The sequence below is a fragment of the Bacillus capparidis genome (genome assembly GCF_017832095.1).
GTDB classification, from domain to species: domain Bacteria; phylum Bacillota; class Bacilli; order Bacillales; family Bacillaceae; genus Bacillus; species Bacillus gobiensis.
Genome location: NZ_JAFDST010000001.1, coordinates 1287757 through 1312022, shown reverse-complemented (window position 1 = coordinate 1312022; position 24266 = coordinate 1287757). Strand labels below are relative to the sequence as shown.

General features: G+C 40.5%; 26 protein-coding genes and 1 other annotated feature. Of the genes, 24 read left to right on the top strand and 2 right to left on the bottom strand.

Features of this window, described 5'->3' with window-relative positions:
- Positions 1-40 precede the first annotated feature (40 nt).
- The 15 genes from JOC74_RS06750 (at position 41) to JOC74_RS23395 (ending at position 13010) form a co-directional block, all read left to right on the top strand.
- Entirely contained in the window at positions 41-1783 is a 1743-nt protein-coding gene (locus JOC74_RS06750) for a peptidoglycan D,D-transpeptidase FtsI family protein (RefSeq protein ID WP_053603557.1), read from the top strand.
- Positions 1784-1835: 52 nt separating this feature from the next.
- Positions 1836-2513 carry a YrrS family protein gene (locus JOC74_RS06745; RefSeq protein WP_225970349.1) on the top strand — a complete coding sequence of 226 codons (678 nt, stop codon included), beginning with the start codon at positions 1836-1838 and terminating at the stop codon, positions 2511-2513.
- 93 nt (positions 2514-2606) lie between these two features.
- Positions 2607-3299, top strand: coding sequence for a 5'-methylthioadenosine/S-adenosylhomocysteine nucleosidase (gene mtnN, locus JOC74_RS06740; RefSeq protein WP_053603556.1), 693 nt, complete (start codon positions 2607-2609; stop codon positions 3297-3299).
- A 55-nt stretch (positions 3300-3354) separates the two neighbouring features.
- Positions 3355-4278, top strand: coding sequence for a PLP-dependent cysteine synthase family protein (locus tag JOC74_RS06735; protein WP_053603555.1), 924 nt, complete (start codon positions 3355-3357; stop codon positions 4276-4278).
- A 2-nt stretch (positions 4279-4280) separates the two neighbouring features.
- Entirely contained in the window at positions 4281-5420 is a 1140-nt protein-coding gene (locus JOC74_RS06730; protein ID WP_053603554.1) for a bifunctional cystathionine gamma-lyase/homocysteine desulfhydrase, read from the top strand.
- Between the two features lie 75 nt (positions 5421-5495).
- The gene (locus JOC74_RS06725) at positions 5496-5729 is read left to right on the top strand and encodes a YrhC family protein (RefSeq protein ID WP_053603553.1); all 234 of its coding nucleotides are present in this window, start codon (positions 5496-5498) and stop codon (positions 5727-5729) included.
- A 396-nt stretch (positions 5730-6125) separates the two neighbouring features.
- Positions 6126-6275, top strand: coding sequence for a YrzI family small protein (locus tag JOC74_RS06720; protein ID WP_082363911.1), 150 nt, complete (start codon positions 6126-6128; stop codon positions 6273-6275).
- A 156-nt stretch (positions 6276-6431) separates the two neighbouring features.
- Positions 6432-6611, top strand: a complete 180-nt coding sequence (locus JOC74_RS06715) for a hypothetical protein (protein WP_053603552.1) — start codon at positions 6432-6434, stop codon at positions 6609-6611.
- Positions 6612-6850: 239 nt separating this feature from the next.
- Positions 6851-7657: a creatininase family protein gene (locus JOC74_RS06710; RefSeq protein WP_053603551.1), complete on the top strand. Its 807-nt coding sequence runs from the start codon at positions 6851-6853 to the stop codon at positions 7655-7657.
- A 22-nt stretch (positions 7658-7679) separates the two neighbouring features.
- Positions 7680-8474: an ABC transporter ATP-binding protein gene (locus JOC74_RS06705; RefSeq protein WP_053603550.1), complete on the top strand. Its 795-nt coding sequence runs from the start codon at positions 7680-7682 to the stop codon at positions 8472-8474.
- A 5-nt stretch (positions 8475-8479) separates the two neighbouring features.
- Positions 8480-9808: an FAD-binding oxidoreductase gene (locus JOC74_RS06700; RefSeq protein ID WP_053603549.1), complete on the top strand. Its 1329-nt coding sequence runs from the start codon at positions 8480-8482 to the stop codon at positions 9806-9808.
- 28 nt (positions 9809-9836) lie between these two features.
- Complete coding sequence (locus tag JOC74_RS06695; protein ID WP_053603548.1) at positions 9837-10682, top strand: ABC transporter permease; 846 nt, start codon at positions 9837-9839, stop codon at positions 10680-10682.
- A 15-nt stretch (positions 10683-10697) separates the two neighbouring features.
- Positions 10698-11696, top strand: a complete 999-nt coding sequence (locus JOC74_RS06690) for an ABC transporter substrate-binding protein (RefSeq protein WP_053603547.1) — start codon at positions 10698-10700, stop codon at positions 11694-11696.
- A gap of 52 nt (positions 11697-11748) precedes the next feature.
- Positions 11749-12090: an amidohydrolase family protein gene (locus JOC74_RS23400; protein ID WP_245212795.1), complete on the top strand. Its 342-nt coding sequence runs from the start codon at positions 11749-11751 to the stop codon at positions 12088-12090.
- An 8-nt stretch (positions 12091-12098) separates the two neighbouring features.
- Positions 12099-13010 (top strand): amidohydrolase family protein, encoded by a 912-nt coding sequence (locus JOC74_RS23395; protein ID WP_312883779.1) that lies wholly within the window; start codon positions 12099-12101, stop codon positions 13008-13010.
- Positions 13011-13031: 21 nt separating this feature from the next.
- Here the strand turns inward: JOC74_RS23395 and JOC74_RS06680 are convergent, their stop codons facing one another.
- A complete protein-coding gene (locus tag JOC74_RS06680) occupies positions 13032-13193 on the bottom strand; it encodes a YjcZ family sporulation protein (RefSeq protein WP_082363908.1) in 162 nt (53 codons plus the stop codon).
- A 143-nt stretch (positions 13194-13336) separates the two neighbouring features.
- On the opposite strand from JOC74_RS06680, the gene JOC74_RS06675 reads away from it, so the two are divergent.
- Complete coding sequence (locus tag JOC74_RS06675) at positions 13337-13807, top strand: DinB family protein (protein ID WP_053603545.1); 471 nt, start codon at positions 13337-13339, stop codon at positions 13805-13807.
- 9 nt (positions 13808-13816) lie between these two features.
- On the opposite strand, the gene metG is transcribed toward JOC74_RS06675, so the two are convergent.
- Positions 13817-15475: a methionine--tRNA ligase gene (metG, locus tag JOC74_RS06670; protein WP_264080185.1), complete on the bottom strand. Its 1659-nt coding sequence runs from the start codon at positions 15473-15475 to the stop codon at positions 13817-13819.
- A gap of 23 nt (positions 15476-15498) precedes the next feature.
- Positions 15499-15773, bottom strand: a binding site (T-box leader).
- 413 nt (positions 15774-16186) lie between these two features.
- Between metG and JOC74_RS06665 the strand changes: the two genes are divergently transcribed.
- The 8 genes from JOC74_RS06665 to JOC74_RS06630 all read left to right on the top strand — a co-directional run bounded on the left by JOC74_RS06665 (position 16187) and on the right by JOC74_RS06630 (position 24266).
- On the top strand, positions 16187-16972 hold the full coding sequence (locus JOC74_RS06665) for an SDR family NAD(P)-dependent oxidoreductase (protein ID WP_053603543.1): 786 nt from the start codon (positions 16187-16189) through the stop codon (positions 16970-16972).
- Between the two features lie 453 nt (positions 16973-17425).
- Positions 17426-18631, top strand: coding sequence for an MFS transporter (locus JOC74_RS06660; protein ID WP_211086094.1), 1206 nt, complete (start codon positions 17426-17428; stop codon positions 18629-18631).
- A 19-nt stretch (positions 18632-18650) separates the two neighbouring features.
- The gene (locus JOC74_RS06655; protein ID WP_053603542.1) at positions 18651-19049 is read left to right on the top strand and encodes a carboxymuconolactone decarboxylase family protein; all 399 of its coding nucleotides are present in this window, start codon (positions 18651-18653) and stop codon (positions 19047-19049) included.
- Positions 19050-19074: 25 nt separating this feature from the next.
- The gene (locus tag JOC74_RS06650) at positions 19075-19878 is read left to right on the top strand and encodes an amidohydrolase family protein (RefSeq protein ID WP_053603541.1); all 804 of its coding nucleotides are present in this window, start codon (positions 19075-19077) and stop codon (positions 19876-19878) included.
- A gap of 126 nt (positions 19879-20004) precedes the next feature.
- The gene (locus JOC74_RS06645) at positions 20005-20844 is read left to right on the top strand and encodes a helix-turn-helix transcriptional regulator (protein WP_053603540.1); all 840 of its coding nucleotides are present in this window, start codon (positions 20005-20007) and stop codon (positions 20842-20844) included.
- A 536-nt stretch (positions 20845-21380) separates the two neighbouring features.
- Positions 21381-22013: a winged helix-turn-helix domain-containing protein gene (locus JOC74_RS06640; RefSeq protein WP_053603539.1), complete on the top strand. Its 633-nt coding sequence runs from the start codon at positions 21381-21383 to the stop codon at positions 22011-22013.
- Between the two features lie 116 nt (positions 22014-22129).
- Positions 22130-23014 (top strand): acyltransferase, encoded by an 885-nt coding sequence (locus tag JOC74_RS23875; RefSeq protein ID WP_053603538.1) that lies wholly within the window; start codon positions 22130-22132, stop codon positions 23012-23014.
- 13 nt (positions 23015-23027) lie between these two features.
- Positions 23028-24266, top strand: a complete 1239-nt coding sequence (locus tag JOC74_RS06630) for a glycosyltransferase (RefSeq protein ID WP_053603537.1) — start codon at positions 23028-23030, stop codon at positions 24264-24266.

Genomic DNA, 24266 nt, shown 5'->3' with positions numbered 1-24266 from the left:
TCGCTTAGCCTCGTCCACAATGTGGATGAGGTGTTTTTGTATGAAATCGTTTAATCGAGTAAAGCTGGTTTTGATTGTTTTCATATTGTTCTTTCTCATTCTTATCTATAGATTGATCGATATCCAGTTAATTTCGACTGAATCCTTTTCCAAGCTGAAGGTGAATTTGTTGCAGGAAAGCGTCAGGCAGCGAACAGAAGAAGTCGTAATTTCAGACGGAAGGGGATCCTTTATAGATAGAAATGGTGAATCTCTATCTATAAAAGAAAAGCCTGCTGTCATAGCTTTTCCTTTTATCAAAGATCAGCCCGACCTGATCCGGCAAGCTTCTGAGATTCTTCACATCGATGAAAACAGGCTGAATGACCTGTTGTCAGATGCAAAAAAGCCTGTCGTTCTAGAAGAAAAGATTACCGATCAGTCCATTAAAGATATAAATAACTTAAAGGCTGTCGGCATATATGGTGTATATATGGAAGAAAAAATAAACGAAAGGCTTGCGATGCATGCATTAGGAGTCACAAATGAAGATCCTGGACTGCTGAGGGCTAAATACCCGGACAAAAAAGATTTGTCCATTCGAACGGAAGTAGGTACTAGCGGCTTGGAACGGACATTTGACGAATTTTTGCTCCCTGAAACCGAAACGAAGCTTTTATATCATGTTGACGGAAAAGGAAACCCTTTGTTCGGTATGGACGTCAAATATAGTGCGGAAGCCAATGCCTTTTATCCGCTGAAAATTCAGACGACACTGAATAAAAAGCTGCAGGAATCACTGGAAGCAGTACTAAGAGACTATCAATTGACGAAAGGGGGCGCAGTCCTGGTTGATATTGAAAATAGCAGTATCGCGGCAATGGCCAGTAAGCCGGATGTGAACATGTCTGATCAAATGACAATGCAAAATCTTATGCTCTCCCCTGTTTATCCCGGCTCTGTATTTAAAACAGTGATTGCCGCTGCAGCTATTGAAAACGGGCTCGATCAGCCATCAAAGACGTACGATTGCAATTTGAACCTGTACGGAGAGCAAGGCGACGATAAAGGAAGGCTCTCCTTTGAAGAAAGCTTTGCCGAGAGCTGTAATTATACGTTTACACAGCTTGCTGAAGAAATGACAACCCGCAATCAGGATGCGATTGAGGATATGGCGGAAAAGCTGACACTGACACAAAATGTTGGATGGGAAGGAACTCTTTATCATCAGGAAAATTTCAGGCAATTGTACAACGAGCCGAAAAGCATGATTTGGAAAGACGAAAATGACAAACGAATTAAAAAAGCCATTGATCAAACGGCTATTGGCCAAAAGGATGTCAAAATCACACCTCTTCAAGCGGCAAATATGATGGCAACGATTGCAAGAGGCGGGGAAAAAGAACAAATTCGCCTAGTTGAGAAAATAAACTATAAAAATAATACGACGATGTATACATTCAAGGAGCAAAAAATGCCGGGGAAACAGCTCGATCGTTACACCGTCCAAAAAATGCAAAAGCTCCTTAGGCAGGTGGTTACTTCAGAAAATGGCACGGGTAGAAGGTTTCAAGATCTTCCGTATCAGGTTGCCGGAAAATCGGGTACCGCTGAAACCGGCTTGAAGAATGATCAGGGGAAAAAGTTATACCATAAGTGGTTTGCCGGCTATTTTCCTGCCGACCAGCCCAAATATGCCCTAGTTGTCGTTCATATGGATACTACAAGTGAACAAGCGGCAACTAACCCTGTGTACTATGACTATGTTAAAAAGGTTTATGAAATTGAAAATGGGCAGAAATAGAACTACTTGTTTATAAATGATAGAATAAGGTGTAAGGCAAGAGGGAAAAGGAGTGTATACGAAATTGGAAGAAAATCGTTCATCCCGCTATGAGAAACAAGATAAGCGGAGAAAAGCAAATTTTGTCCTTAACATATTAATTGGAATTGTTGCGATATTAATTGTTTTGGTTGCTTCACAGCTTTTAAGGAATCCACCTTCAAATGAGCAGGCAACCACCAATCAAGAAAATGAATCAAGTGCACCTGCATCGGATGATAAGAATCAGTCTGGCGGAGAAGATCCAGGCTCAAACGATGATTCAAACGAGACAGCAAATGATCAAGATGATCAAGCTGATAAAGATAACGATGAAGGCAACAGCGATAAATCAGACAGTGATGACCCGTTTGCCGGAGCAAAAGTTACCGAAGGCGGATCTTCTTCTGATGTTGAGCAGACGATCGTGAATCCGGAGTGGAAAGCGGTAGGGACCGAGCAGACTGGCGATCACGTAGCAACGTATGACGATAGTTCAAAGGATTGGGCAGAAATGCTGAAAGCGATGTCGTATGCAACAGGAGTATCTGAGGATAAAATGACCGTTGTATGGCTAGGGAATAACGGCGGACCTCAGGACGCAAAAGGAACAATTAAAGATAAAGAAAGTGGAGAAAAATATAAGGTTGAAATCACATGGGAAGACGGGAATGGATGGAAGCCGACTAAGGTTGAAAAATTAAAATCTTAAAAAACTGATGCGAAACGCATCGGTTTTTTCCGTACATATAGAAAAAGATGTCGTAAATAAACTAGTAATGTATGCCAAGAAAGGATGAAATATATGAAAATAGCGGTTATTGGAGCAATGGAGGAAGAGGTTTCTATTCTTAGAGACAGTCTTAAATTCACGAAGCAGGAAGTGTTAACAGGATATGAGTTTACGAGCGGGCGTTACCAAGATAAAGAGGTTGTCCTGTTAAAATCTGGTATCGGTAAGGTGAATGCGGCAGTGAGCACTACACTTTTGCTTGATCATTATCAGCCGGATTTTGTTATTAACACAGGCTCAGCCGGAGGGTTTCACCATACACTGAATGTAGGGGACGTTATTATTTCAAGTGATGTGCGGCATCATGACGTGGATGTCACTGTGTTTAACTATGAGTACGGCCAGGTTCCCGGGATGCCGGCAGCTTTTGCAGCAGATGACCGGCTTATTATGTTGGCGGAAAAAGGAGCAGAAACACTAAAGCCGTTACAAGTGGTTAAAGGTACAATTGCGACAGGCGATTCATTTATGAATGATCCTGAACGTGTAAACTTTATTCGCAGCAAATTCCCAGATTTGTATGCTGTAGAGATGGAAGCGGCTGCTGTTGCACAGGTGTGCTGCCAATTTAAAACGCCATTTGTCGTTATTCGGTCGTTATCTGATATCGCCGGGAAAGAATCGGAAATTTCATTCGAACAATTTTTAGAAACCGCCGCAGCAAATTCTACTCAGCTCGTAAAAAGAATGCTTGAGCAATTATAAGGAGAGGGAGGGCTTCCTCTTTTCTCCCTGTTAATTTGTGAAGGAGGAGATGCAGGTGGCCGTGATCTCGGACATTACTGAGTTAATTGGAAGAACGCCATTGTTCCATGTAACAAACTTCCCATTGCCTAAAGGGGTAAATCTATACGCAAAGCTGGAAATGAGAAACCCGGGAGGAAGCATCAAGGATAGATTGGGAAAGAAGCTTATCCAAGACGCATTTACTTCGGGAAAGCTGGCCGAAGGAGGCACTCTAATCGAAGCAACGGCTGGAAATACGGGGATAGGACTTGCGCTTTGTGCGAGAAAATTTGGAATCAACGTCTTATTATGCGTGCCAGAGCACTTTAGTCAAGAAAAGATAAGTCTGATGAAAGCTCTCGGCGCACAGATTATTTATACACCAAGATCTGAAGGTATGAAGGGAGCAATAGACAAGGCATTAGAGCTGGAACGTGAAATCAACGGTTCCTATTGTGTCAGTCAGTTTAAAAACCGAGTGAATCCATCGACATACTATGATACAATTGCCCCGGAAATATGGGAGGACCTGCACGGTCGAATCGACATTTTTGTTGCGGGTTCAGGAACAGGCGGAACATTCACAGGAACAGCCCAATATTTAAAGGAGAAAAACAATCAGATTAAAACAGTGATCGTTGAACCTGAAGGATCGATTTTAAATGGGGGAATTGCGGGTCCGCATAAAACAGAAGGAATCGGAATGGAATTTATCCCTGAATACATGAATCCCAATCACTTTGATAAGATCTATACTGTCAATGATAAGGATGCTTTTCGGCTCGTTAAAGAAGCGGCAATAAAGGAAGGATTACTCATTGGAAGCTCTTCAGGCGCAAGCTTATATGCCGGATTGAAAGAAGCGGAAGCCGCACAGCCAGGAACTAACATTGTCACCATTTTCCCGGACAGCAGTGAACGTTATTTAAGTAAATCCATATACGAAGGCGGGATATAGCGATGAAGAAAAAAACAAAGGTCATACATGGGGGCATCACGGGGGACGACCGCACAGGAGCCGTTTCTGTCCCTGTTTATCAAGTAAGCACATACAAGCAGCAGAAGGCGGGGCAGCACTCCGGATATGAGTATTCCCGTACAGGAAACCCTACCAGGGCGGCTTTAGAAACGATGATTGCCGAGCTTGAAGGCGGACATTCCGGCTTTGCATTCGGTTCAGGTATGGCCGCGATAACAGCTGTGATGCTCTTGTTCGATAGAGGGGATCATATTCTTTTTACCGATGATGTATACGGAGGCACGTACAGGCTGGCAAGTAAAGTATTACAACGAATTGGTATTGAAGCCACTTTTGTAGACACGAGCGATCCGGAAAAAGTGGAGGCAGCGATACAACCAAATACGAAAGCGATCTTCATTGAAACGCCGACCAATCCACTCCTTAAAATTACTGATTTACAAAGAGTATCCCAAATTTCCGTACAAAATCACCTCTTGTTTATCGTTGATAATACATTTTATACGCCGTATTTCCAAAACCCTATCCAGCTTGGGGCTGATCTCGTACTTCACAGTGCGACGAAATATATTGGCGGCCACAGTGATGTTGTAGGCGGACTCGTGGTAGCAGCCAATAAAGAGCTAGGGGAAAAGCTTCATTTTATTCAAAACTCAACGGGAGGAATTCTTGGGCCGCAAGATTCATGGCTTTTGCTTAGAGGAATTAAAACATTGGGTCTAAGGATGGAAGCGCATGAAAAGAACGCTGAGAAAATTGCAGCGTACCTAATCGATCATCCACAGGTCAAGCAAGTTTATTATCCCGGGCTTGCAACTCATACCGGTCACGAGCTGGCAAAGACTCAAAGCAGTGGGTTTGGAGGGATGATATCATTTGAAATTGATGAAGAAAAAGTAGATTCTTTTTTATCGAAGCTGACCTTTTTTGTCGTTGCAGAAAGTTTAGGTGCAGTTGAAAGCCTTATTTCTGTTCCGTCTAGAATGACTCATGCTTCCATCCCAATTGAACGGCGGCTTGAATTGGGAATTACTGAAGGTTTAATCCGTATATCTGCTGGAATCGAAGACTCGTCGGATCTCCTTGAAGACCTCGATCAGGCATTTAAAGCGATTGGCTGAATTTTCTAGTCTTTCATCCTTTAAATCTATGTTACTCTTACCTGTATAAAACTTATGATTGGCAGGTGAGGAAGCTTGAATGCAAAACAACTGAAGTCACTCGCGGAGGATTACAAGCAATTTGCGTTTACTTTGCTTGCGATCAGCGCGTTTTTATATATTGGATCCGTTCTTCCGAATCAGGAATTAAACATAGAGAAAAAAAATCTTTTACTATTTGTTGATTGTTTGTTTATTGCTGCCTCTTTTTTATGCGTAAAGAGATCCTTGCATTATAAGAAACAATTAGAAAAAGCAGAAGATGAATGAATTCATCCGGCTTTCATGAGAAAAAATCTCATTGAAGCCGGTTTTTTGTGTCAAGAGCACAAATGTGTCTATTTTTTAAAAATCACGTTTACAAAAAGGAAACTGTTGGATATACTTACTAAGTAAGAAAAAAATTAGCTAAGGAGGTTGATGAAAATGAAGAAGATTAAATTTGTAAAACATACCCAATTAAATACGTTTTTATTCAACCTGCGGGAGAATTGGTGCCCTTCCTTAACCGAGGCTAATGAAAGGCACACTTGCGTTTAATAAGATTGAAAACATTCGCGAAAAACTCCTCCGCAGGCCGATAGAACTTCTCCTGCGGATTTTTTATGCCCGCAGGAAGAAACTCAGGAGCGGGCTGTTTGATTTACTTGAAGGGAGGTGAGCGATATGACAATTAACCTATTTTTTTTAACATTAACGATTCACAGGCGATTTAAAAGTGCCGAAGAGTACGAACGAGAATTGGAAGTTCAACGAATTTATGAGGAAATGAAAGACAAACAAATTCGCAACATGAATTACTACAACATCCGATAAATGCCAAAGAGGGCAAAATATTAAGAAGGAGAGGATATTATGCAGGTCATTAAAATGGAGCTACTAGCAAGTTATACTATGGAGAAGGACCAGGTTTAGCGAATAATCGGTCAAAAGCCATTCCCGCATTTCTCATTATTGCATAGGATAGTAAAAATGAAAGATGCGGGTGATTCATTGATGTATGGGAACGGACCTAATAAACGGATAGCTTCAATCGGACACGGATATGCCTCTATGCCGCATTCATTTAAGCATGGGTATGGCAATCCATATAGATTAAAAAGGCTTCAGGCTATAGAGAGGGCAAATATTATACCGCCATATTGGTATTAACGACGAAAAAAAGAGTAGCTGCAGTCTCTTTAAAGAGACCGACTGCGAGTTGTTCTTTTTTTTTTCATTCTCAATTGTTATTTTCTCTAAATCATAGATATCTTTTTGTACAACTATACAAATATAGCCATTTATTGAAAGGAAATCTTACGAACAATATGTCTGAATAGTAAGACTATATTACGCTGTAATCATTCCTGCCAGTGATCTTGACATTCTAATATGAGGAGGCAAGACAAATGATTCACAGCCGTTACCAAGGGATTGCATTTGAAAAACGATTTCTCCCGCGATTGACAACTATGCAAATAAAAGAAATGCCAAAAGAGGATGCCCTGCTTGTATTGCCAATAGGAGCGACTGAGCAGCATGGCCCTCATTTGCCAGTCTATACAGATACACTTTTAGGCGAGGGTCTGCTCAACCTGGCATTTACTCATTTGGAAAACGAAAATGTTTGGCTGCTTCCTCCAATTCCATACGGCAAAAGCAACGAGCATTTTGGTCTTGCCGGAACAATAACCTTATCAGCAGCAACTCTTCAAGCTGTCGTCATGGATATTGCAAAAAGTGTGAGTGAAAGTGGATTTAAGAAAATTGTGTTGTTTAATTCCCATGGAGGAAATCACGATCTTCTCAATATGATGGCAAGAGAAATCAGAATTGAAACAGGCTTGATGGTTTTCCGACTTAATTCCACCGCATTTGATGTAACATCTGAAGTCATTTCCGAAAAAGAGCAGAAATTTGGTATTCACGGCGGGGAGGTCGAGACATCAATGGTGCTTGATTTGAAGGAAAGCTGGGTTCAAATGAAGTACAGCACCCGGGAATTTCCCAAGCTCGATGAGGATAGCAACATTTACTTAAAGGGCGGATGCTACTTTGCATGGCTTACAAAGGACATATCCGAGTCAGGTATTGCCGGTGATGCAAGCTTAGGTACGAAACAGAAGGGAGAGCAATTCAATGAAAAGCTAGGCATAAAAATTGCGAAAGTTTTGCTCGAAATGAGCCATTTTGACCTTTGCCGTATCAATCAGTAAATAAAAAGAAGGGAATGGGATCATGAGTCAACAGATCGAGGAAACGAAAGAGAGTAATCTTACATCAGCTTTAGTCGAACTGAACCATGTCTCTAAAATTTATGCTTCCGGAAAAACTGCGGTACAAAACGTAAATTTAACGATTAAAGAAAATGAATTTATATCATTTGTCGGTCCATCTGGCTGTGGAAAATCGACGATCTTTAAAATGATTGCCGGCTTGATCGAACCGACAAACGGATCTCTGAAAATCTTCGGAGAAGAAAAAGGGCAGAATACTTCTGACATTGGCTTTGTCTTTCAGGACGCGACACTTTTGCCATGGCGAACGGTGCTTCAAAATGTCATGCTCCCTCTCGAATTTTTCCCTATAAATAAATCGGAAAAGCAAGAGAAAGCATACGAAGCACTTGAGCTCGTCGGTTTAAAGGATTACGGAAAATCATTGCCAAGGGAGCTGTCCGGCGGTATGCGAATGAGGGTTTCGATTGCCAGGGCCCTTGTAGCCAAGCCGAAACTCCTGTTAATGGACGAGCCATTCGGAGCGTTGGACGAAATCACCCGCCAAAATCTGCAAAGCGAATTGCTGCGCATTTGGGAATCAGAAAAAATGACGGTACTGTTTATCACCCATAATGTGTTTGAATCGGTGTATTTATCAACAAAGGTTGCCGTGATGACAGGAAGTCCGGGGAAGATAGAATCTGTCTTTGATGTACCAATTCCGTTTCCGAGAGAAGATGAAACCCGTTCCACCCATGCCTTTAGTGATATGGTTGCCAAGGTTTCACGCCATTTAAAATCAACTGTGAGGTGAAGGTTATGTGGATCAATGAGCTTAACTCATTACTTGGTGAAAGGAAAGTGATTGTAAAAGAGACGACGCTTAATCGCCTATCAAAAGATTATTATTGGTACTCACCTGTATTATTCGAAGCTTTGAAAGAGAAAGTTGCTGATTGCGCTGTAGCTCCGGATACAGTGGATGAGCTGAAAACCGTTGTCTCTTTTGCTGTAAAACATAAAATACCACTGACTGCAAGAGGCGCAGGCACCGGCAATTACGGACAGGCTATTCCATTGCACGGTGGAATCATTATCGATTTAACAAAATTAAATCAAATGATAGAAGTATCAGAGACTAGTGTCAAAGCGCAGGCGGGAACAAAGCTGGGAATCCTGGAAAAAGAGCTTCGCCGGCAAGGCAAGGAGCTGCGCATTTTCCCAAGCACCTATGCAACAGCCACAGTCGGAGGATTTTTATGCGGTGGCTCCGGAGGTATTGGCAGTATTAGATGGGGCGGCCTTTGGGACGGAAATGTCCTTGGTGTGACGGTGATGACGATTGAAGAAAAACCAAAGCTTTTAACGATTAAAGGAGAAGAGATTCAAAATTATATCCATAATTACGGGACAACAGGCATCGTAACTGAAGCCATTTTGCCCATCGAACTGAAACAGGAATGGGGCCAGTATATCGCTTACTTTCCTTCCTTTAAAGAGGCAGTGTCCTTCAGTGATAAGCTGGCACGAGATGATTCCATAATAAAACGCCTTATTTCTGTTTGTGAATGGCCCATTCCGAAGCATTTCCAGCCTCTGAAAAAATATATACGCGATGGAAAGTCGATCGTTATGCTCGAAGTGGAAGAAGAGGCAGCTGGCAAGCTTAAACGATTGGCTGCAGAATTCTCGGGCGACATTGGATTTGAAATACCGGCAAGCAGCTATCAAAAAGGATTGAAGCTTTCCGATTTTACTTGGAATCATGCGACGTTGTGGGCACACAAGCATGGAGAAAATCTCACCTATCTGCAAGCGAGATTTACGTCAGAGCTTATTTTTCAACAAATGGATAGGATTCGGGAAGCGTTTGGATACGAGGTTCAATTCCATTTTGAATATATCAAAAGCAAAGGAGAAGTGATTCCTTCATCTTTGCCGATCATTCAATACCGCTCGAAGAAACGTCTATATGAAATTATTAATTTCTTCGAGTCGATTGGCGTGGCCATCAATAACCCGCATACATATTTACTCGGATTCGGCGGCTATAACCTCAGAATGGAAGAGATTATGAAGATAAAAGAAGAAAATGACCCGTATCATTTGCTCAACAAAGGGAAAATCCCTCTTCCGAACAAAATATAAGCTTTCAAAGAAGCAAAGGAGAATAAGAATGAATCAATTACAATCAGAAGGCGCCATTCAAAAAGTAAGCTCAAAGCCCATGAAAAAAAACAATAAACAATCTAATGCTTGGATTCCGCCGCTTGTTGTCTTTCTTTTATTTATTCTTTGCTGGCAGTTCGGACCTCCGTTGCTTAATATCAAGAGTTACCTGCTTCCAACACCTGCAGATATCTTTCAAGCATCAATAGAAAATTGGGAGAACCTGAAGAGCTCTGCGATACGCACAATTTCTGAATCAGTTTTCGGATTTATATTAAGTGTCATTGGCGGAGTTGCCGGTGCAATCGTCATGGCTTCTTCGAAAATACTAGAACGAAGCCTGTATCCGTATGCCATTATTCTACAGACGATTCCAATCGTAGCCATTGCGCCAATCATCGTGATTTGGTTTGGCTCAGGAATGAATGCAATTGTGATCATTGCTTTTACGATCGGATTTTTTCCGATGCTGTCCAATACTCTGATTGGATTAAACGCAACAGACAGGGGGATGATCAACCTTCTTCATTTGTACAAAGCTTCGAAGTGGCAAATCATGTGGAAAGTACGGATTCCTTCGGCGCTTCCTTATATTGCAGCGGGCTTGAAAATATCATGTACACTTGCAGTTGTTGGAGCCATTGTCGGAGAATATATTGCCGGGATCGGCGGAGGAGAAGGCGGGCTTGGCTATGCAATTACAGTCGCTTCCTCAAGACTGGAGACGCCTTATCTATTTGCGTGCGGAATTTCTGCTTCAATTCTCGGCATTGTTTTCTTTCTTCTAGTCCAGCTCTTTTCAAAATGGCTGCTAGGCTCGTGGCACGAATCGGAAATGAAAAATGAAAATTAATTTGGAGGGACACCAATGAAAAAAATAAAGTATACAGGTATCTTTATTTCTATTTTATTACTAACGATCCTCTCGGCTTGCGGCGGCAGTGAAGGAGCTTCCGGAGAGGGAGACGGAAACAAGGCCAAAAAAGCCACCTTGATCACAAACTGGTTTGCCCAGCCTGAGCATGGCGGGAATTATGCTGCGTTGAAAAAGGATTTTTATAAGGATGAAGGAATAGATGTAACAGTTGAACCAGGCGGCCCGAAAATCTCTTCCACACAAATTGTTGCTTCAGGAAAAGCCCAGTTCGGCTATTCACAGGCAGAAGATATTTTAATTGCCAGAGACAAAGGGATTCCTCTCGTAGTTATTGGCGCCATTTTTCAAAAAAGCCCGTATGTGTTTATTTCTCATGAAGAATCTGGAGTGAAAGATTTTTCCGACTTAAATGGGAAAAATGTATTCACAGCTCCAGGAGTTGGTTATTGGGAATACATTAAGAAGAAATACAAACTGGAAGATGCAAAAGAGCTTTCTTACACAGGACAGCTGAATACGTTCATTGATGATCCCAAAGCTGTAACACAGGGCTATATTACAAGTGAACCATTTGCGCTTGATCAGCAAGGAGTGAAAAACAGCACACTGCTGATTCATGATTCTGGTTTCCAGCCTTATGGAAACGTGATCTTCACGACAGAAGATACAATTAAAGATAACCCGGAGTTAGTTCAAGCCTTTATGAACGCGACCGTGAAGGGCTGGGATTATTACAAGGATCATTCAGATGAAATCAATCCATTTCTGCAAGAGAAAAACCCGGATTTGGATGTGGAAGCGATGAAATACGGAGCTAAGGCGCAAAAGGAACTTATATTCGGCGGTGATGCACAAGAGAACGGCTTTGGATATATGAGTGAAGAAAGATGGACAAAGCTGCGTGATCAACTCTTGGATCTTAAAATTATCAAAAACGAAGAAGATGTCTCTAAGGCGTATACGACTGAATTTTTGCCGGGAAAACAATGATTTTGAATGATTCACAGAACAACTTACATTCGAATAGGGTGAAGGTGATTAGATGTATGATTCGGTACTAACCAATGTCCGCTTCTTAGAAGATAAAAACCGCTATTCGATCGGAATGATTGACGGCAAGATCTCTGTGATCACAAAAGAAAATATAAATGGTATCCAGAATTATGATGCAGAGGGAGATTTCATTTTGCCTGCTTTTGTTGAAATGCACACCCATCTGGATACCGCTTTGACAGCAGGCGATCCGGCATTCAGTCAATCAGGAACGTTATTTGAAGGCATCCAGATCTGGCAGGAACGAAAAAAACTGGTGACTGAAGAAGACGTGATTAGCCGAGCGACAATAGCCTTGCGTATGCTCATTGAGCATGGGTATTGCATGTGAGGGCGGCAGTGGATATTTCCCAGCCAACCTTGGATTCTTTAAAGGCCTTATTAAAGGTACGTGAATCATTTAAAGATCTGATCGACTTGCAAATTATTGCCTTTCCCCAGGATGGCTTGATCAGCTGCCCGGAAAACCGTGAACGATTGGAAAAAGCACTATTGATGGGCGCTGATGCAGCAAGTGCAGTTCCGCATTTGGAGACAACGAGAGAGAACGGGATTGCTTCCCTCGATTATTGCTTTTCTCTTGCCAAAGTTCATCAGAAGTTTGTTCATGTATTTTGCGACGAAGTTGATGACGGACATTCGAGATTTATAGAGGCAGTTGCTGATTTAACAATTAAATACAGCATGGAGGGGTTAGTCACTGCGAGCCACGCAAATGCCATGGCGTATTATTCAGATGCGTATTCGCAAAAGATTTTTTCGCTCATTAACAAAGCTAAGCTGACGATTGTGTCGTGCCCCTTGATTAGTTCAGTTACCCAAGGGAGATTTGATTCTTCGCCAAAAGGCAGAGGGATCACGCGTGTAAAAGAACTTCACGAATCGGGAGTGTCTGTATGTATTGCTCATGACGATATTCGATCCCCGTTTTATCCCTTTGGAAACGGAAATATTCTTCAAGCGGCGCATATGGCTAGCCATTTAGCTCACATGACTGGCGAAAAAGAAGTCCTAGATATTATACAGATGATCACTGAAAACGGTGCAAAAGCTTTTGGCATCGCTTCAGACTATGGAATAGAGGAAGGAAACTCGGCAAGCTTCATCACCGTTCCAGCTGATGATATCATGGATTTATTCAGCCGGCAGCTCAAATCCCGATATGTGTTTAAAAATGGCCGTCTGATCGTTTCTACTCCGCCTTCAAAGTCTGTTTGGTATGTCGAACAAAAGAGAAATGTGGGGGATTGATCCCCCGCTTTTTCTATCTACCTAACTAACGTAACAAGCACCAATAATGATTAGAAGAATAAACAACACGACCACAAGCACAAATCCGGCGCCGTACCCTGGATAACCACCAGAATAACCTCCAGGATAACCACCAGCAAACGCAGGCGAGACATTGCTTGGATAACCGTAACCTTTCACCATACACACCACCTTTTACGAATGTCCCTATATTCTATGCGGCTAACACGAAAACGAAAGAAATTACCTGTAAATTAATGAAAACGCCTAGGAATTCAGTGTGTATGTGTCCAATTGATAAAGGGAAAACGATGGGAGGACAACAAATGAACAAAAGACAAAAAGTTCTTTTTGAACAGCTTTATACATACAGAGATGAATTGCTTCAATTGGTTGAAGATGTGTCTGATGAGGCTGCGAACATGATCCCACATGGATGGAACAACAATATCCGCTGGAATTTAGGGCACATTTATCTTGACCAGTATTTATGGATTCACACGTTAACAAAGGAGGAAGTGCCTGTTTCAATGTGCTTTAACGGTTGGTTCGGTTTCGGAACGAGCCCGAAGCAGTTTACTCATGAAACGCCTACTTTTCAAGAACTAATCAAACTTCTAACACAGCAGCCGGATGAAATCAAGGGGAGATATAAAGATCGATTGGAAGAACAATTCCCGCCGACTGAAATGGGAATGCACACGATTGAACAAGTATTGACCCGGACCATCTTCCACGAGGGGCTGCATACTGGCGCGATCCTGGCTATAAAAAAAGGATTAAAGCTTCAGCATTAACCATTCGGACTAGAAAGCTTCGGTTTTTAACCGTTCAAGCTCATCATCGATGCGTTTAACATCAATTCTTTCAAAAAGCGGTTTTACGTAAGAAAGCTTTTCCGCAGGAGCGATCTCTTTCCAAACAAACTCGTTAATTCCGAGCATTTCCTTTACCTGTCTGCTTGAAAAAGGCAGAAAAGGATTCAATAGCTGGGCAGAATTCGTAACAATGTAAAGACAGGTTATTATCGTATGATCACAGGTATTTTTATTTTCTTTGATTTGCTTCCAAGGTTGTTCTTCATCAAAATATTTATTGGAATATCGGATGAATTCAAATATGTTTTCTAAAGCGAGTTTGAAATGAGCTTCTTCGATAAGACGGCCGATTTGTTCATAAAGAGTTCGAACCTTTGTTTGAACAGATGGGTTAACATGTCCTTCAGGAATGAATCCATCATAATATTTCTCAATAAACTTTAAGGATCGGTTGACAAAATTTCCGTAAGCTCCTAACAGTTCACTGTTATGGCTATAGATAAATTCCCGCCAAGAAAAATCTGTATCCCGATTTTCAGGAGCGTTACTTACGAGAAAATACCGGATAGAGTCTGGATGGTATCGTTCAACAAGATCCGGCACCCAGACCGCCCAATTCTTACTCGTTGATAACTTCTTTTTTTCGACCGTCAAGTATTCATTGGAAACAACATGCTGAGGTAGGGCTTTATTCCCAATTCCTAATAAAATGGCCGGCCAGATGATTGTATGGAAAGGGATATTATCTTTTCCGTGTACATAGTATGTTTTTGTCTGTTCATTCCAAAAGAGCGAATCATCCCTGTTGTTTTCTCTCGCCCATTGCTTGCTAGCAGAGTAATAGCCAGCCACAGCCTCTATCCATACATACACTTTTTTTTCTTCGTATCCAGAAACGGGAACGCTGACCCCAATAGGTAAATCCCGTGAGACAGCACGGTCTTGCAATCCCTCGCTTATATACCTTTCAGAAAGCTGAATGGCATTATCACGCCATTTTTTATGTTTTTTTGCATCTGCGATAAAGTTTTCAAGCTCTATCTGGAAAGCACTCAATGAAAAATAAAAATGTTCGGTGACTTTAATTGCAGGAGAACTGCCGCATAGCTTGCACGTTTTTTCTAATAAATCGATCGGATCTAAAATGGCCGAACAATAATCGCACTGATCTCCTCGGGAAGACTGCCTGCAATTAGGACAAATCCCTTCCACATATCTGTCAGGCAAAAATTGATTGCACGATTCACAAAAGGTTTGTTCAATCTCTTTTTTATAAATGAAGCCTTTTTTAAGCAATTCCAAAAAAATCTGCTGGACGATTGTGTGATGATGCCTCGTGTCTGTTCTTGTATAACAGTCATAAGAAAAACCCAATTTTGCAAAACATCGGCTGAACTCTTGATGATATTGGTCAATAATCGCTTTTGGACTGACTCCTTCTTGTTTTGCCCGAATCGCTATGGGAGTTCCGTTACAATCACTCCCGGAAGCGTACAAGACGTTCTCCCCTTTTAAGCGATAATAACGTGCGAGAATATCTCCCGGCAATAAACTGGCGATGTGTCCCAGATGCAAAGAACCGTTTGCATACGGCCAAGCTCCCCCAATAAAAATATTCATATCCTTTTCCTCCTTGAATGTAAAAATAAAAAAACCCCATCCTTATAATGAATAAGGACGAGGTTTTATTCCCGTGGTACCACCTTTATTTACTAACAGCTCACGCCATCAGCCTCTTACAAGTACGGAGTAAAAAAATTACTCTTATACTGTGGTTTTGATAACAAGTACCACACTTGCCGTATCCTACTAACACCCACCTAAGGTACGTTCAGTACGAAGCTCAGAGGCCATTTTTCAAATGAGTATTTTTGCTTCTTTTCAGCTGGCCGAAGCTCTCTGTGAAAAAATACTTCATTTTACTTTTTCTCATCATTGCTTTTATCGATTTAGACCAAATTATAGTTGAAATGAGAGGGAATGTAAATTAATTTTTAGTTAGGGTCTCTAAATAAAAGTGAAAAGGGCGACTTGTAATGCAAGCGAAGAAATCGGCCAACAGATTGCAGCCGATTTTTTTCGTACGCATTGGTGAAGTACTCAAATGGTTGCGGCTACCCTATAGGCAGGCACATTCATTCGAAGTGGTCGGCTGATATCAACTATCTTTTCATGAAGCCATTCTAATGGCTCTTCCTTCTCGTAATATATGCAGTCGATAAGAATCCAGCAAACAGGCTTCATGTCCAATATAGAGAGCTGAGAAAAAAGGATGGCAAATGGAGGAGTAAGTGTTAACGAATTATCTAGTAAAACGTATATACTTTTAGCTAGAAACTTTTTTAGGAGGGACAATGGATGCGACTGAAAGAGAAAGTGGCAATCGTAACAGGTGGAGGCCAGGGCATTGGAGCTGGTATTGCTGAAATATTTGGTAAAGAAGGAGCCAAAATTGTACTTGCTGATGTTAATGAAGAAACAGGCCGCCAAAAAACTGATGAACTGAAAACGGCCGGAGTAGAAGCAATCTTTGTGAAAACAGATGTAAGTGACGAAAACCAGGTGCAGGATTTGATTCAAACGGCAATTGAAGAGTTTGGCGGGATTGATATATTAATTAATAACGCAGCTGTCACGGTGAGAAAGTCCGCGGTTGATACGACGTTTGCTGAGTGGCAGAAGGTAATTGGCGTGAATTTAACCGGAGCATTCCTATGTTCCAAATACTCAATTCCTGAAATAGAAAAGCGAGGCGGCGGCGCCATTGTCAATATTGCCTCGTGGCATGCAGAAAAAACGATTACCCGACTGGCTGCATATGCTGCATCAAAGGGTGGATTAACAGCATTAACGAGACAAATGGCTTTAGATTGCGGGCCATTAAACATTCGAGTTAATGCGGTTTGTCCGAGCACTGTCGATACTCCGCTATTGCGGCAAACCTTTGCAAGCCTTGAGGATCCAGAGGAAGGATTCCGGCAAACTCTTGAATTCCAGCCTTTTGGACGTATCGGTACCGTTGAAGACATTGCAAATGCCTGCTTATTTATGGTATCAAATGAAGCTGCCTATGTTAGCGGCCAAACATTAATGGTCGACGGGGCAGCAATTAATAAAATTGCCAGGCCATTAATGTTCGATTAGTGTCAGAAGTGAAAAGAGCGGCTGCTTATAGTAGCCGTTCTTTTGTTTATTACATCTATGAGAATAATAGTACGAAAGAATGAATTTAAAGAACAAGAAAATCGTACATTAATCCCGAGTGTAATTATTTACCAATTATTTTAAGTGGCCATCTGCTAAATAAATTTGAGGAGTATAATGATTTTATTTTTCCATCCACAAAAAAGTTATCCGCTGTCATTATTAAAACAACAAGGTCTTTCATCACTTAAGCATATTTGAAAATAATGTAATTCAATCCACAAAATCAATCGTTCAGAAAAACATCTAATTTTGGTTGTTTTTTCCTACAAATTTTAAGTTTTTTTATATAATTACTCTCAATAATGGTATTAATAATACTGGGATAAATACACTCCTATTACTCTGTATTCGGCATGGATTATGATTCAGATAGCGTAAGGGGGTGACAATATGGATAACGTCAATGGAGCAAAGTCATCTGGCATTTCAAGAGGATTGGTCTTTCTTATGGCAGTCACCTGCGGGTTTACTGTAGCCAATGTCTATTTGAATCAAACGCTGCTGGTAAGCATGGGAAATACTTTTCATGTTACAGCTGCACAGGCAGGTATTATTGCTACATTAGCTCAAGTAGGGTATGCAGCAGGGAATTTAATGCTAGTTCCTCTTGGCGACATTTTTGAGAGACGTCGTTTAATTCTGAATTTGCTGCTCTTAGTATGTTTATGCTCAGCCGCTGCAGCACTTGCTGTGAATTTTCCATGGCTGGTGATTGCAAATTTATTATTGGGCTTCTTCACCATTATTCCTCAGATTATCGTTCCTTTTGCAGCGGGGCTTTCTAGCGAAAAAGAAAGAGGGAAGGTGCTAGGGAATGTTGCAATCGGATTGGTGTGCGGAATATTGGGAGCAAGGTTAATAAGCGGAATAGTAGATACACAGTATGGCTGGAGAACGATGTACTGGATAACGTGTGCTGCCACCATCATTATCATGGTATTAATCCGTTTTTATCTTCCCAAAAGCAAGGGCGCGAACACTGTTAACTATGGAAAGCTTCTTTCTTCTCTGGGACCCCTGTTTTTACAAGAAAAAGTATTAAGAAAAGCTTGTTTGAGCCAAGGATTAATGTTTGGTGCCTTCAGTTTATTTTGGACGACTTTGGTATTTTTGTTAAGCGATCCTCCTTATTCTTATGGAAGCCAAGTAGCCGGCATGATTGGACTTGTCGGAATCGGGGGAGCGTTTGCCACACCTATCATAGGACGTATTATCGACAGCAAAGGGGCTAGTTTTGCTAATACGCTTTGCATGTCACTTTCATTACTTGCTTTTGTTCTGTTCTTGGCAGGTCAATCGTTTTTAATTGCAATCATTATAGGCGCCTTATTGGTTACGATGGGAACACAAGCCAATCAGGTGGCATGCCAGGCAATCATCTTTCAGTTATCAGCTGAAATGCGCAGCCGGCTCAACGGGATCTATATGGTTTCGACTTTCTTGGGCGGAGCGTTAGGCTCGTATTTAGGAGTATTAGCTTGGACCAACTTTCATTGGATTGGCGTTTGTGTACTCGGTATTATCATGATTGGCATAGCCTTCACCTCACTGATTACCTCTATGAGCCCAGCGCAAGAAATGAATGCAAAATCATAAAAAGGGAGATTGATGAATCATGCAAACTAGTGAAAATTATAAAAAAGGGTTAGAAGTGTTAGAGCAAATTGATAAGGATAATTATGAAGCAATTGTAAACAGCTTCAAAGAATCGGTTGCTCCTGATCTAGGAACATTGGCAGTGGAGTTTAATTACGGCCAGATTTTTTCAAGACCAGGCCTTGATTTGAAATCCAGGCTGTTAGCTACAGTAGCAGGATTAACAGCGCTTGGAAATACAGAACAGTTAAAATTTTATATTAACGGAGCATTAAATGTAGGATGGACACAAGAAGAAATCATCGAAGTCATGATGCAGATGATTATTTACTCAGGATTTCCTAACGGCTTAAATACAATTTTAACAGTTGCCTCAGAAGTGTTTGCGGAAAGAAATGAAAAACAGGCAGTAAAATAAAATTTAACAAAAGCGGAGGTAAATTATGATAATCGACAGCCATTCACACGTAATCATTCCAAATAACAAACACATTGAAATAATGAAAGACGCAAATGTTGACATGACGATTCTTTTTTCTACACTTATTCATCCTGAAAAAAGCGAGTCTTACGATGAGTTCATTGAAGAAATGGGAATGCTGCAGAAAATATTAAATAATCAGATCAACGGAAAAGAAGCAAGAGAACGGTCATTACAAGAATTGGTGGATACAGTTAATCGGTTCCCTGAACGTTTTATTGGCTTTGGCCCGGTTCCTGTCGGCATGTCGGCGCAAGATACTGGTGAATGGATCGAGTCGAAAATTGTAAAGAATAATCTCAAAGGTTTGGGTGAGTTTACGCTTGGCCCCAATTCAATTAAACTGCTGCAGCCAGTTTTCGAATCGGCAAATGAGTTAAATGGCCTTCCGATTTGGATTCATACATTTTCTCCGCTTAGCATTAACGATATTAAGGAACTCGTCGAATTAACGAAACAGTTTTCAAAGGTTCCGGTCGTTTTTGGTCATCTTGGTGGGTTAAATTGGCTGGAAACGATCCAGATGGTTAAAGACATACCAAACGGGTACCTGGACATTTCTGCTTTTTATACGACGTTTGCTTTGTCATTGGCGATGAAGGAAGTACCAGACAGAACGATGTTCAGCTCTGATTACCCTTACGGGGACCCGTATCTCGCTATTGAAGCTGTAAAAAGATACGCACCCAGCAAAGATATAGAAAGAAGAGTATTAGGGGAAACGATCGCTGACTTGTTGAACATTACTGTTCCGTCGCCAAGTTAAACATAATCTTTTTCTGTATTGTGAAAAAATGTCATAATCAAATTCATTCTGCTCCTTTTTCATGTAGAATAATATAAGGAAATTCATTATATTAATTATTCTCATCAATTAGGAGGAGTGATTGTATTGGATGGAAAAAAAGAAAAAAGAAAAGAACTCGGTGACTTCTTGAAATTAAGAAGGTCTAAATTATCTCCTCAAGAATATGGGTTACCGTTAGGCACGAGAAGAAAAACAAAGGGTCTCAGAAGAGAAGAAATGGCTCAGCTTTCTGGAATCGGGCTAACCTGGTATACATGGCTGGAACAAGGAAGAGATATTCAGGTATCGACACAGGTTTTGGAAAGCATATCACGAGTGCTCAGATTGAACTATGAGGAAAAGAGGCATGTTTTTCTTTTAGCAGGGCAGCATATTCCTCTGGATGATCATAATAGCTCAAAACAAACCTTACACCCAGTCGTGCAAAACTTTATCCATCATTTAAAAGATTGTCCTGTTTACGTGACGGATGAGAAATGGGATATTATTTCTTGGAATGAAGCTGCATGTGTGGTTTTCGGAGATTTTAAACGCATGAATAAGAAGGAAAAGAACGCGATTTGGCGCTGTTTTTGTTCTGAGGAATATCAAAACCTTCTTGCAGATTGGGAAGGCCACGCAAAAAAACTGCTTGCTCAATTTCGATCAACAGCAACCCGATTCATCGGAGAAGAGTGGATCAAAGAACTGATCGATGAATTGACAGAAAAAAGTGCCGAGTTTCGCCAATGGTGGAATCATCATGAAATATTAGGTACCCCTATCGGTGAAAAAGAAATACATCACCCGGTTGTCGGTACTATGTTTATGGAGCATGCAACGCTCCAAATATACGATTCTCCCGATTTAAAACTGACCATTTACAGACCTTTGGAAAAAGAGAATACGATTTCTAAACTCAATCAGCTACTATCTGTACATTAAAGCGTGCCATTTAATGGCACGCTTTCTTTGCGGGAATATACAGCTTCAATCAATCGTAAATAGATTGGGACAATATGCCTATTTATATCAAATTTTATTTTTTTAATAAATCTTATTTGGGAAGTAAGTCCCCTGCCGCAGGGATCCTGGGTGGGGGATCTATTGCCCAAGAGCTAGAGTGGGTTTACCTAAAATAAGATGAGTGAACAAAGGCTAAGTTGCTCAGTATTCCTTTTGCGGCGCCTTCACAAGCGAATGTGCAGAACAAGCAGCCTTAGAATGAAGATTACTGAACCACAGTCTGGATTCCATATTGTCAATCGTTAGACCAAAACTATTTTCTTATCTTACTTCATTATTATCGCTTTGTAGTGCTTTATGGCCCTGATCCCATTTAATTGCTTGAAAAAGAGAGGTTAAAGGGACAAGAGCATGTTCAAATGAAAATCTATTAATAACACAAAAAATCAATCTAAGAGAATGATTGAGGATTTGTTTATCATAAGAAGTAATGATGAAATTGGAGGAATAAGGAAATGTATGAAGCGATTGTTATTACAGAAAATGAATATTTAGTATGGATTCTCGAAATCTCATTGTCTGCGTTTAAATTTAAAATATTTAATACACACGATCTTCCCTTGATTAACAAAATTTCTCCCCGACTATTAATATTTGATTTTCCTTCTGCCCATCAAGATTCTAATTCGATACACAATATACTGAAAATCACGAGCTGTCCTGTCATGCTGATTGATTCTACTAAGCAGCAAAATATCTCCGATACAGTAAACGCCTTGAAAAATGGAGTCGGCCAACTCAAAGACGAGATAACGGTAGAACATCAAACGGCGTTTATCCTTAGACAAGGCTTGATATTCGACATAGCGAACCATTGTATTCAGAACGGCAACGATAGAATTTCTCTCTCCACCATCGAATTTAAACTTCTTTATTGCTTAGTGACATCAAAAAAACCCCTAACATCTGATGAATTAATCGACTACCTTGATACTACGGGTCCAGCGGTATTATACGTATACATCAAAAAAATCAGAGAAAAAATTGAGGAAAATCCGTGCCAGCCCAAAATTTTAATTAACGAAAGAGGAAAGGGATATCTATTAAAAAGCAAAGAAAAACATGTGCTTCAAGAAAGCAATCTATAAAAAAATTAATGCTGAATCTTAATGTTTATTAGAAGTTGGGAATTCTATTAAATGGTATTCTCAAGTTAAAGGAGGTGAAGCAAATACTGGACGTATATGAAAGCGAGTTAAATCGAATGAATGATTTTATTGCTAATGAAGCTTATCCCCTTATTGAACCTGGAGTAAAGTTGTTTAGTTCTACTGTTGACCACTATTCGTGGATCAGGCGTGAAACAACCTTAATCAACACAACGATTGGAAAAGATGTTTTTATCGGATTTCGGTGCTCCTTTGAAAATGCAAAAGTCGGTCAAGCCGTACAAATTGCTTCTAAAGTAAGTGTTGGAAATGGACATAGGCAGACCACAATTGAGAAGTATGCGTGGATTGGAGCAGGCGTTTATATTGATGGAGGCATTACAATTGGAGAGGGAGCTATTGTGGGTGCGGGCAGTGCTGTATATGAAGATGTACCGCCATACAGTATAGTTGTCGGTAATCCGGCTCGGTTCTTAAAGGAAAGAAAAGTTGAGAAAGACGGGGCGCCTGAATTTAGATCTTTTTTAACGAGTCAGCAAAAACTATTAAAAAATAAGCAATATGGCGATAGTCAACTTAAAGACGGACGTAATCAATTTATAGATGCAGATCTGAATGTAAAAGGAACACAAATAATCGGTGAAAATGTAATCATGATCGGAAAACGCATCTACAGCGCCTCTGGTACCTTGATTACAGATGGAGGGATCACAATCGGCAACCAGGCAGTTGTCGGTGACGATTCAATCATTGAAGGTGGAGGAAGGGTTACTATAGGTGACAATACTGTAATTGGTAAGGGAGTCCATATTCTTTCGACCTCCCATGATTACAAGAAACTGTCTCTGCCAATGGTGACAAAACCGGTTTTAATCGGAGACAATGTCGTAATTGAAGACCAGGCTATTATTTTTGGCGGGGTGTCAATCAAAAGCGGAACGCGCATAAAAGCAAACAGCTTAATCAATAAAAGTGTTTGAAAGGAGAGAGGATATGACTAAAATTTTTATGGTTCCGAATCCTACAGGAACCGGCCACAATATGAGGATGTATTCGATAGCCTGTAAGCTGACAGAGAATAAAGACGCAGATGTAACAATCGTGCTTAGCTCTCTTCAAGACACGTTTACGCCATTAATTGAGAACATCGGAGCACAAGTGATCAATTTTAATCCTGAAAGAGTCGTAAATTATTCGAAAAAATCGCATCTGGAAGAAGAGCTTACGTGGCAAACAATGATTAATCAATATTTTTCAGATACCTTTTTTAACGGGTCTGTCATTTTGAAATACATGTCCTTATTTTCTGAGAACAAACCTGATGTAGTCGTTAGCGATTACAATATTAATGCCAGCATTGCTGCTTGTATGCTTAACATTAAACATGTTTTTGTCACTGAAAGATTTAATTTTACGTTGGTTGATGTTTCTAATGAATTATTAAAAAAAGGCGGCTTCCGTTTAAATGAGGCTGAGCTCGATTCCGCCAGAACGTCAATGAACGAGTTGTTTAAATGGTTAGGAAATAACACTGAGCTTATACTTACTGATAAACCATATGTAGAAGAAATGGATCGTAATTCATTAATCAAGACATTTTTTGATGAGGGTAAAGCCCATTTTGTCGGTCCTATGATCAGATCGATCGAACAAAAAGAAGATCCATCATTTCTCTCATCTTTAGGCATAAACGAGGAAGCATTCCCGTTAATCACTGCTACTGTAAGTGGTACTACAATGTTCAAAGAAAACAAGAAAAAATTACTAGATTTATACATTGATATGTTTCAGAAAATTAAAAAAGATTATCCGCAAGCTCAAATGGTATTGTTGGCCAGAGAAAATTTAGTGGTTCCTGAAGGTATTTTATCCTTGCCTTATATAAGTAACTGGATTCCACTCCTGAAAAAGAGCAATGTTTTACTTTCTCATCCTGGATGGATCACTGTTACTGAAATCTCAGCTATGGGGATACCGGCAATTTTCTGCTTAGCATCATTCAAAGAATACCATGAAGCAGAAGCTTATCTTCGCCTCGACAAACTGGGCTATCAAACACATTACGGATTTGACCTCGATTCATTGGTTGAAAAAGTTGATAGTACGATAAACAATAAAGATCTGGTCACATCGATTTATAAAAATGTATATGAAGATTCAAATGGAGCTTCAAAAGCTTCTGACTATATATTAAGTGTTGCTCTTCAAGAAAACCAAAAAATTTTAAATTGA

Excerpts from the sequence above, each read along its gene's own strand:
- JOC74_RS06730 (WP_053603554.1), top strand. The coding sequence starts at position 4,281 with ATGAAGAAAAAAACAAAGGTCATACATGGGGGCATCACGGGGGACGAC.
- JOC74_RS06680 (WP_082363908.1), bottom strand. The coding sequence starts at position 13,193 with ATGGTGAAAGGTTACGGTTATCCAAGCAATGTCTCGCCTGCGTTTGCT.
- JOC74_RS06715 (WP_053603552.1), top strand. The coding sequence starts at position 6,432 with ATGAAAGATGCGGGTGATTCATTGATGTATGGGAACGGACCTAATAAA.
- JOC74_RS06710 (WP_053603551.1), top strand. The coding sequence starts at position 6,851 with ATGATTCACAGCCGTTACCAAGGGATTGCATTTGAAAAACGATTTCTC.
- JOC74_RS06640 (WP_053603539.1), top strand. The coding sequence starts at position 21,381 with ATGTATGAAGCGATTGTTATTACAGAAAATGAATATTTAGTATGGATT.
- mtnN (WP_053603556.1), top strand. The coding sequence starts at position 2,607 with ATGAAAATAGCGGTTATTGGAGCAATGGAGGAAGAGGTTTCTATTCTT.
- JOC74_RS06690 (WP_053603547.1), top strand. The coding sequence starts at position 10,698 with ATGAAAAAAATAAAGTATACAGGTATCTTTATTTCTATTTTATTACTA.
- JOC74_RS06675 (WP_053603545.1), top strand. The coding sequence starts at position 13,337 with ATGAACAAAAGACAAAAAGTTCTTTTTGAACAGCTTTATACATACAGA.
- JOC74_RS06665 (WP_053603543.1), top strand. The coding sequence starts at position 16,187 with ATGCGACTGAAAGAGAAAGTGGCAATCGTAACAGGTGGAGGCCAGGGC.
- JOC74_RS06655 (WP_053603542.1), top strand. The coding sequence starts at position 18,651 with ATGCAAACTAGTGAAAATTATAAAAAAGGGTTAGAAGTGTTAGAGCAA.
- JOC74_RS06630 (WP_053603537.1), top strand. The coding sequence starts at position 23,028 with ATGACTAAAATTTTTATGGTTCCGAATCCTACAGGAACCGGCCACAAT.
- JOC74_RS06650 (WP_053603541.1), top strand. The coding sequence starts at position 19,075 with ATGATAATCGACAGCCATTCACACGTAATCATTCCAAATAACAAACAC.
- JOC74_RS06720 (WP_082363911.1), top strand. The coding sequence starts at position 6,126 with ATGACAATTAACCTATTTTTTTTAACATTAACGATTCACAGGCGATTT.
- JOC74_RS06705 (WP_053603550.1), top strand. The coding sequence starts at position 7,680 with ATGAGTCAACAGATCGAGGAAACGAAAGAGAGTAATCTTACATCAGCT.
- JOC74_RS06750 (WP_053603557.1), top strand. The coding sequence starts at position 41 with ATGAAATCGTTTAATCGAGTAAAGCTGGTTTTGATTGTTTTCATATTG.
- JOC74_RS06660 (WP_211086094.1), top strand. The coding sequence starts at position 17,426 with ATGGATAACGTCAATGGAGCAAAGTCATCTGGCATTTCAAGAGGATTG.
- JOC74_RS23875 (WP_053603538.1), top strand. The coding sequence starts at position 22,130 with ATGAATGATTTTATTGCTAATGAAGCTTATCCCCTTATTGAACCTGGA.
- JOC74_RS23400 (WP_245212795.1), top strand. The coding sequence starts at position 11,749 with ATGTATGATTCGGTACTAACCAATGTCCGCTTCTTAGAAGATAAAAAC.
- JOC74_RS06700 (WP_053603549.1), top strand. The coding sequence starts at position 8,480 with ATGTGGATCAATGAGCTTAACTCATTACTTGGTGAAAGGAAAGTGATT.
- JOC74_RS06695 (WP_053603548.1), top strand. The coding sequence starts at position 9,837 with ATGAATCAATTACAATCAGAAGGCGCCATTCAAAAAGTAAGCTCAAAG.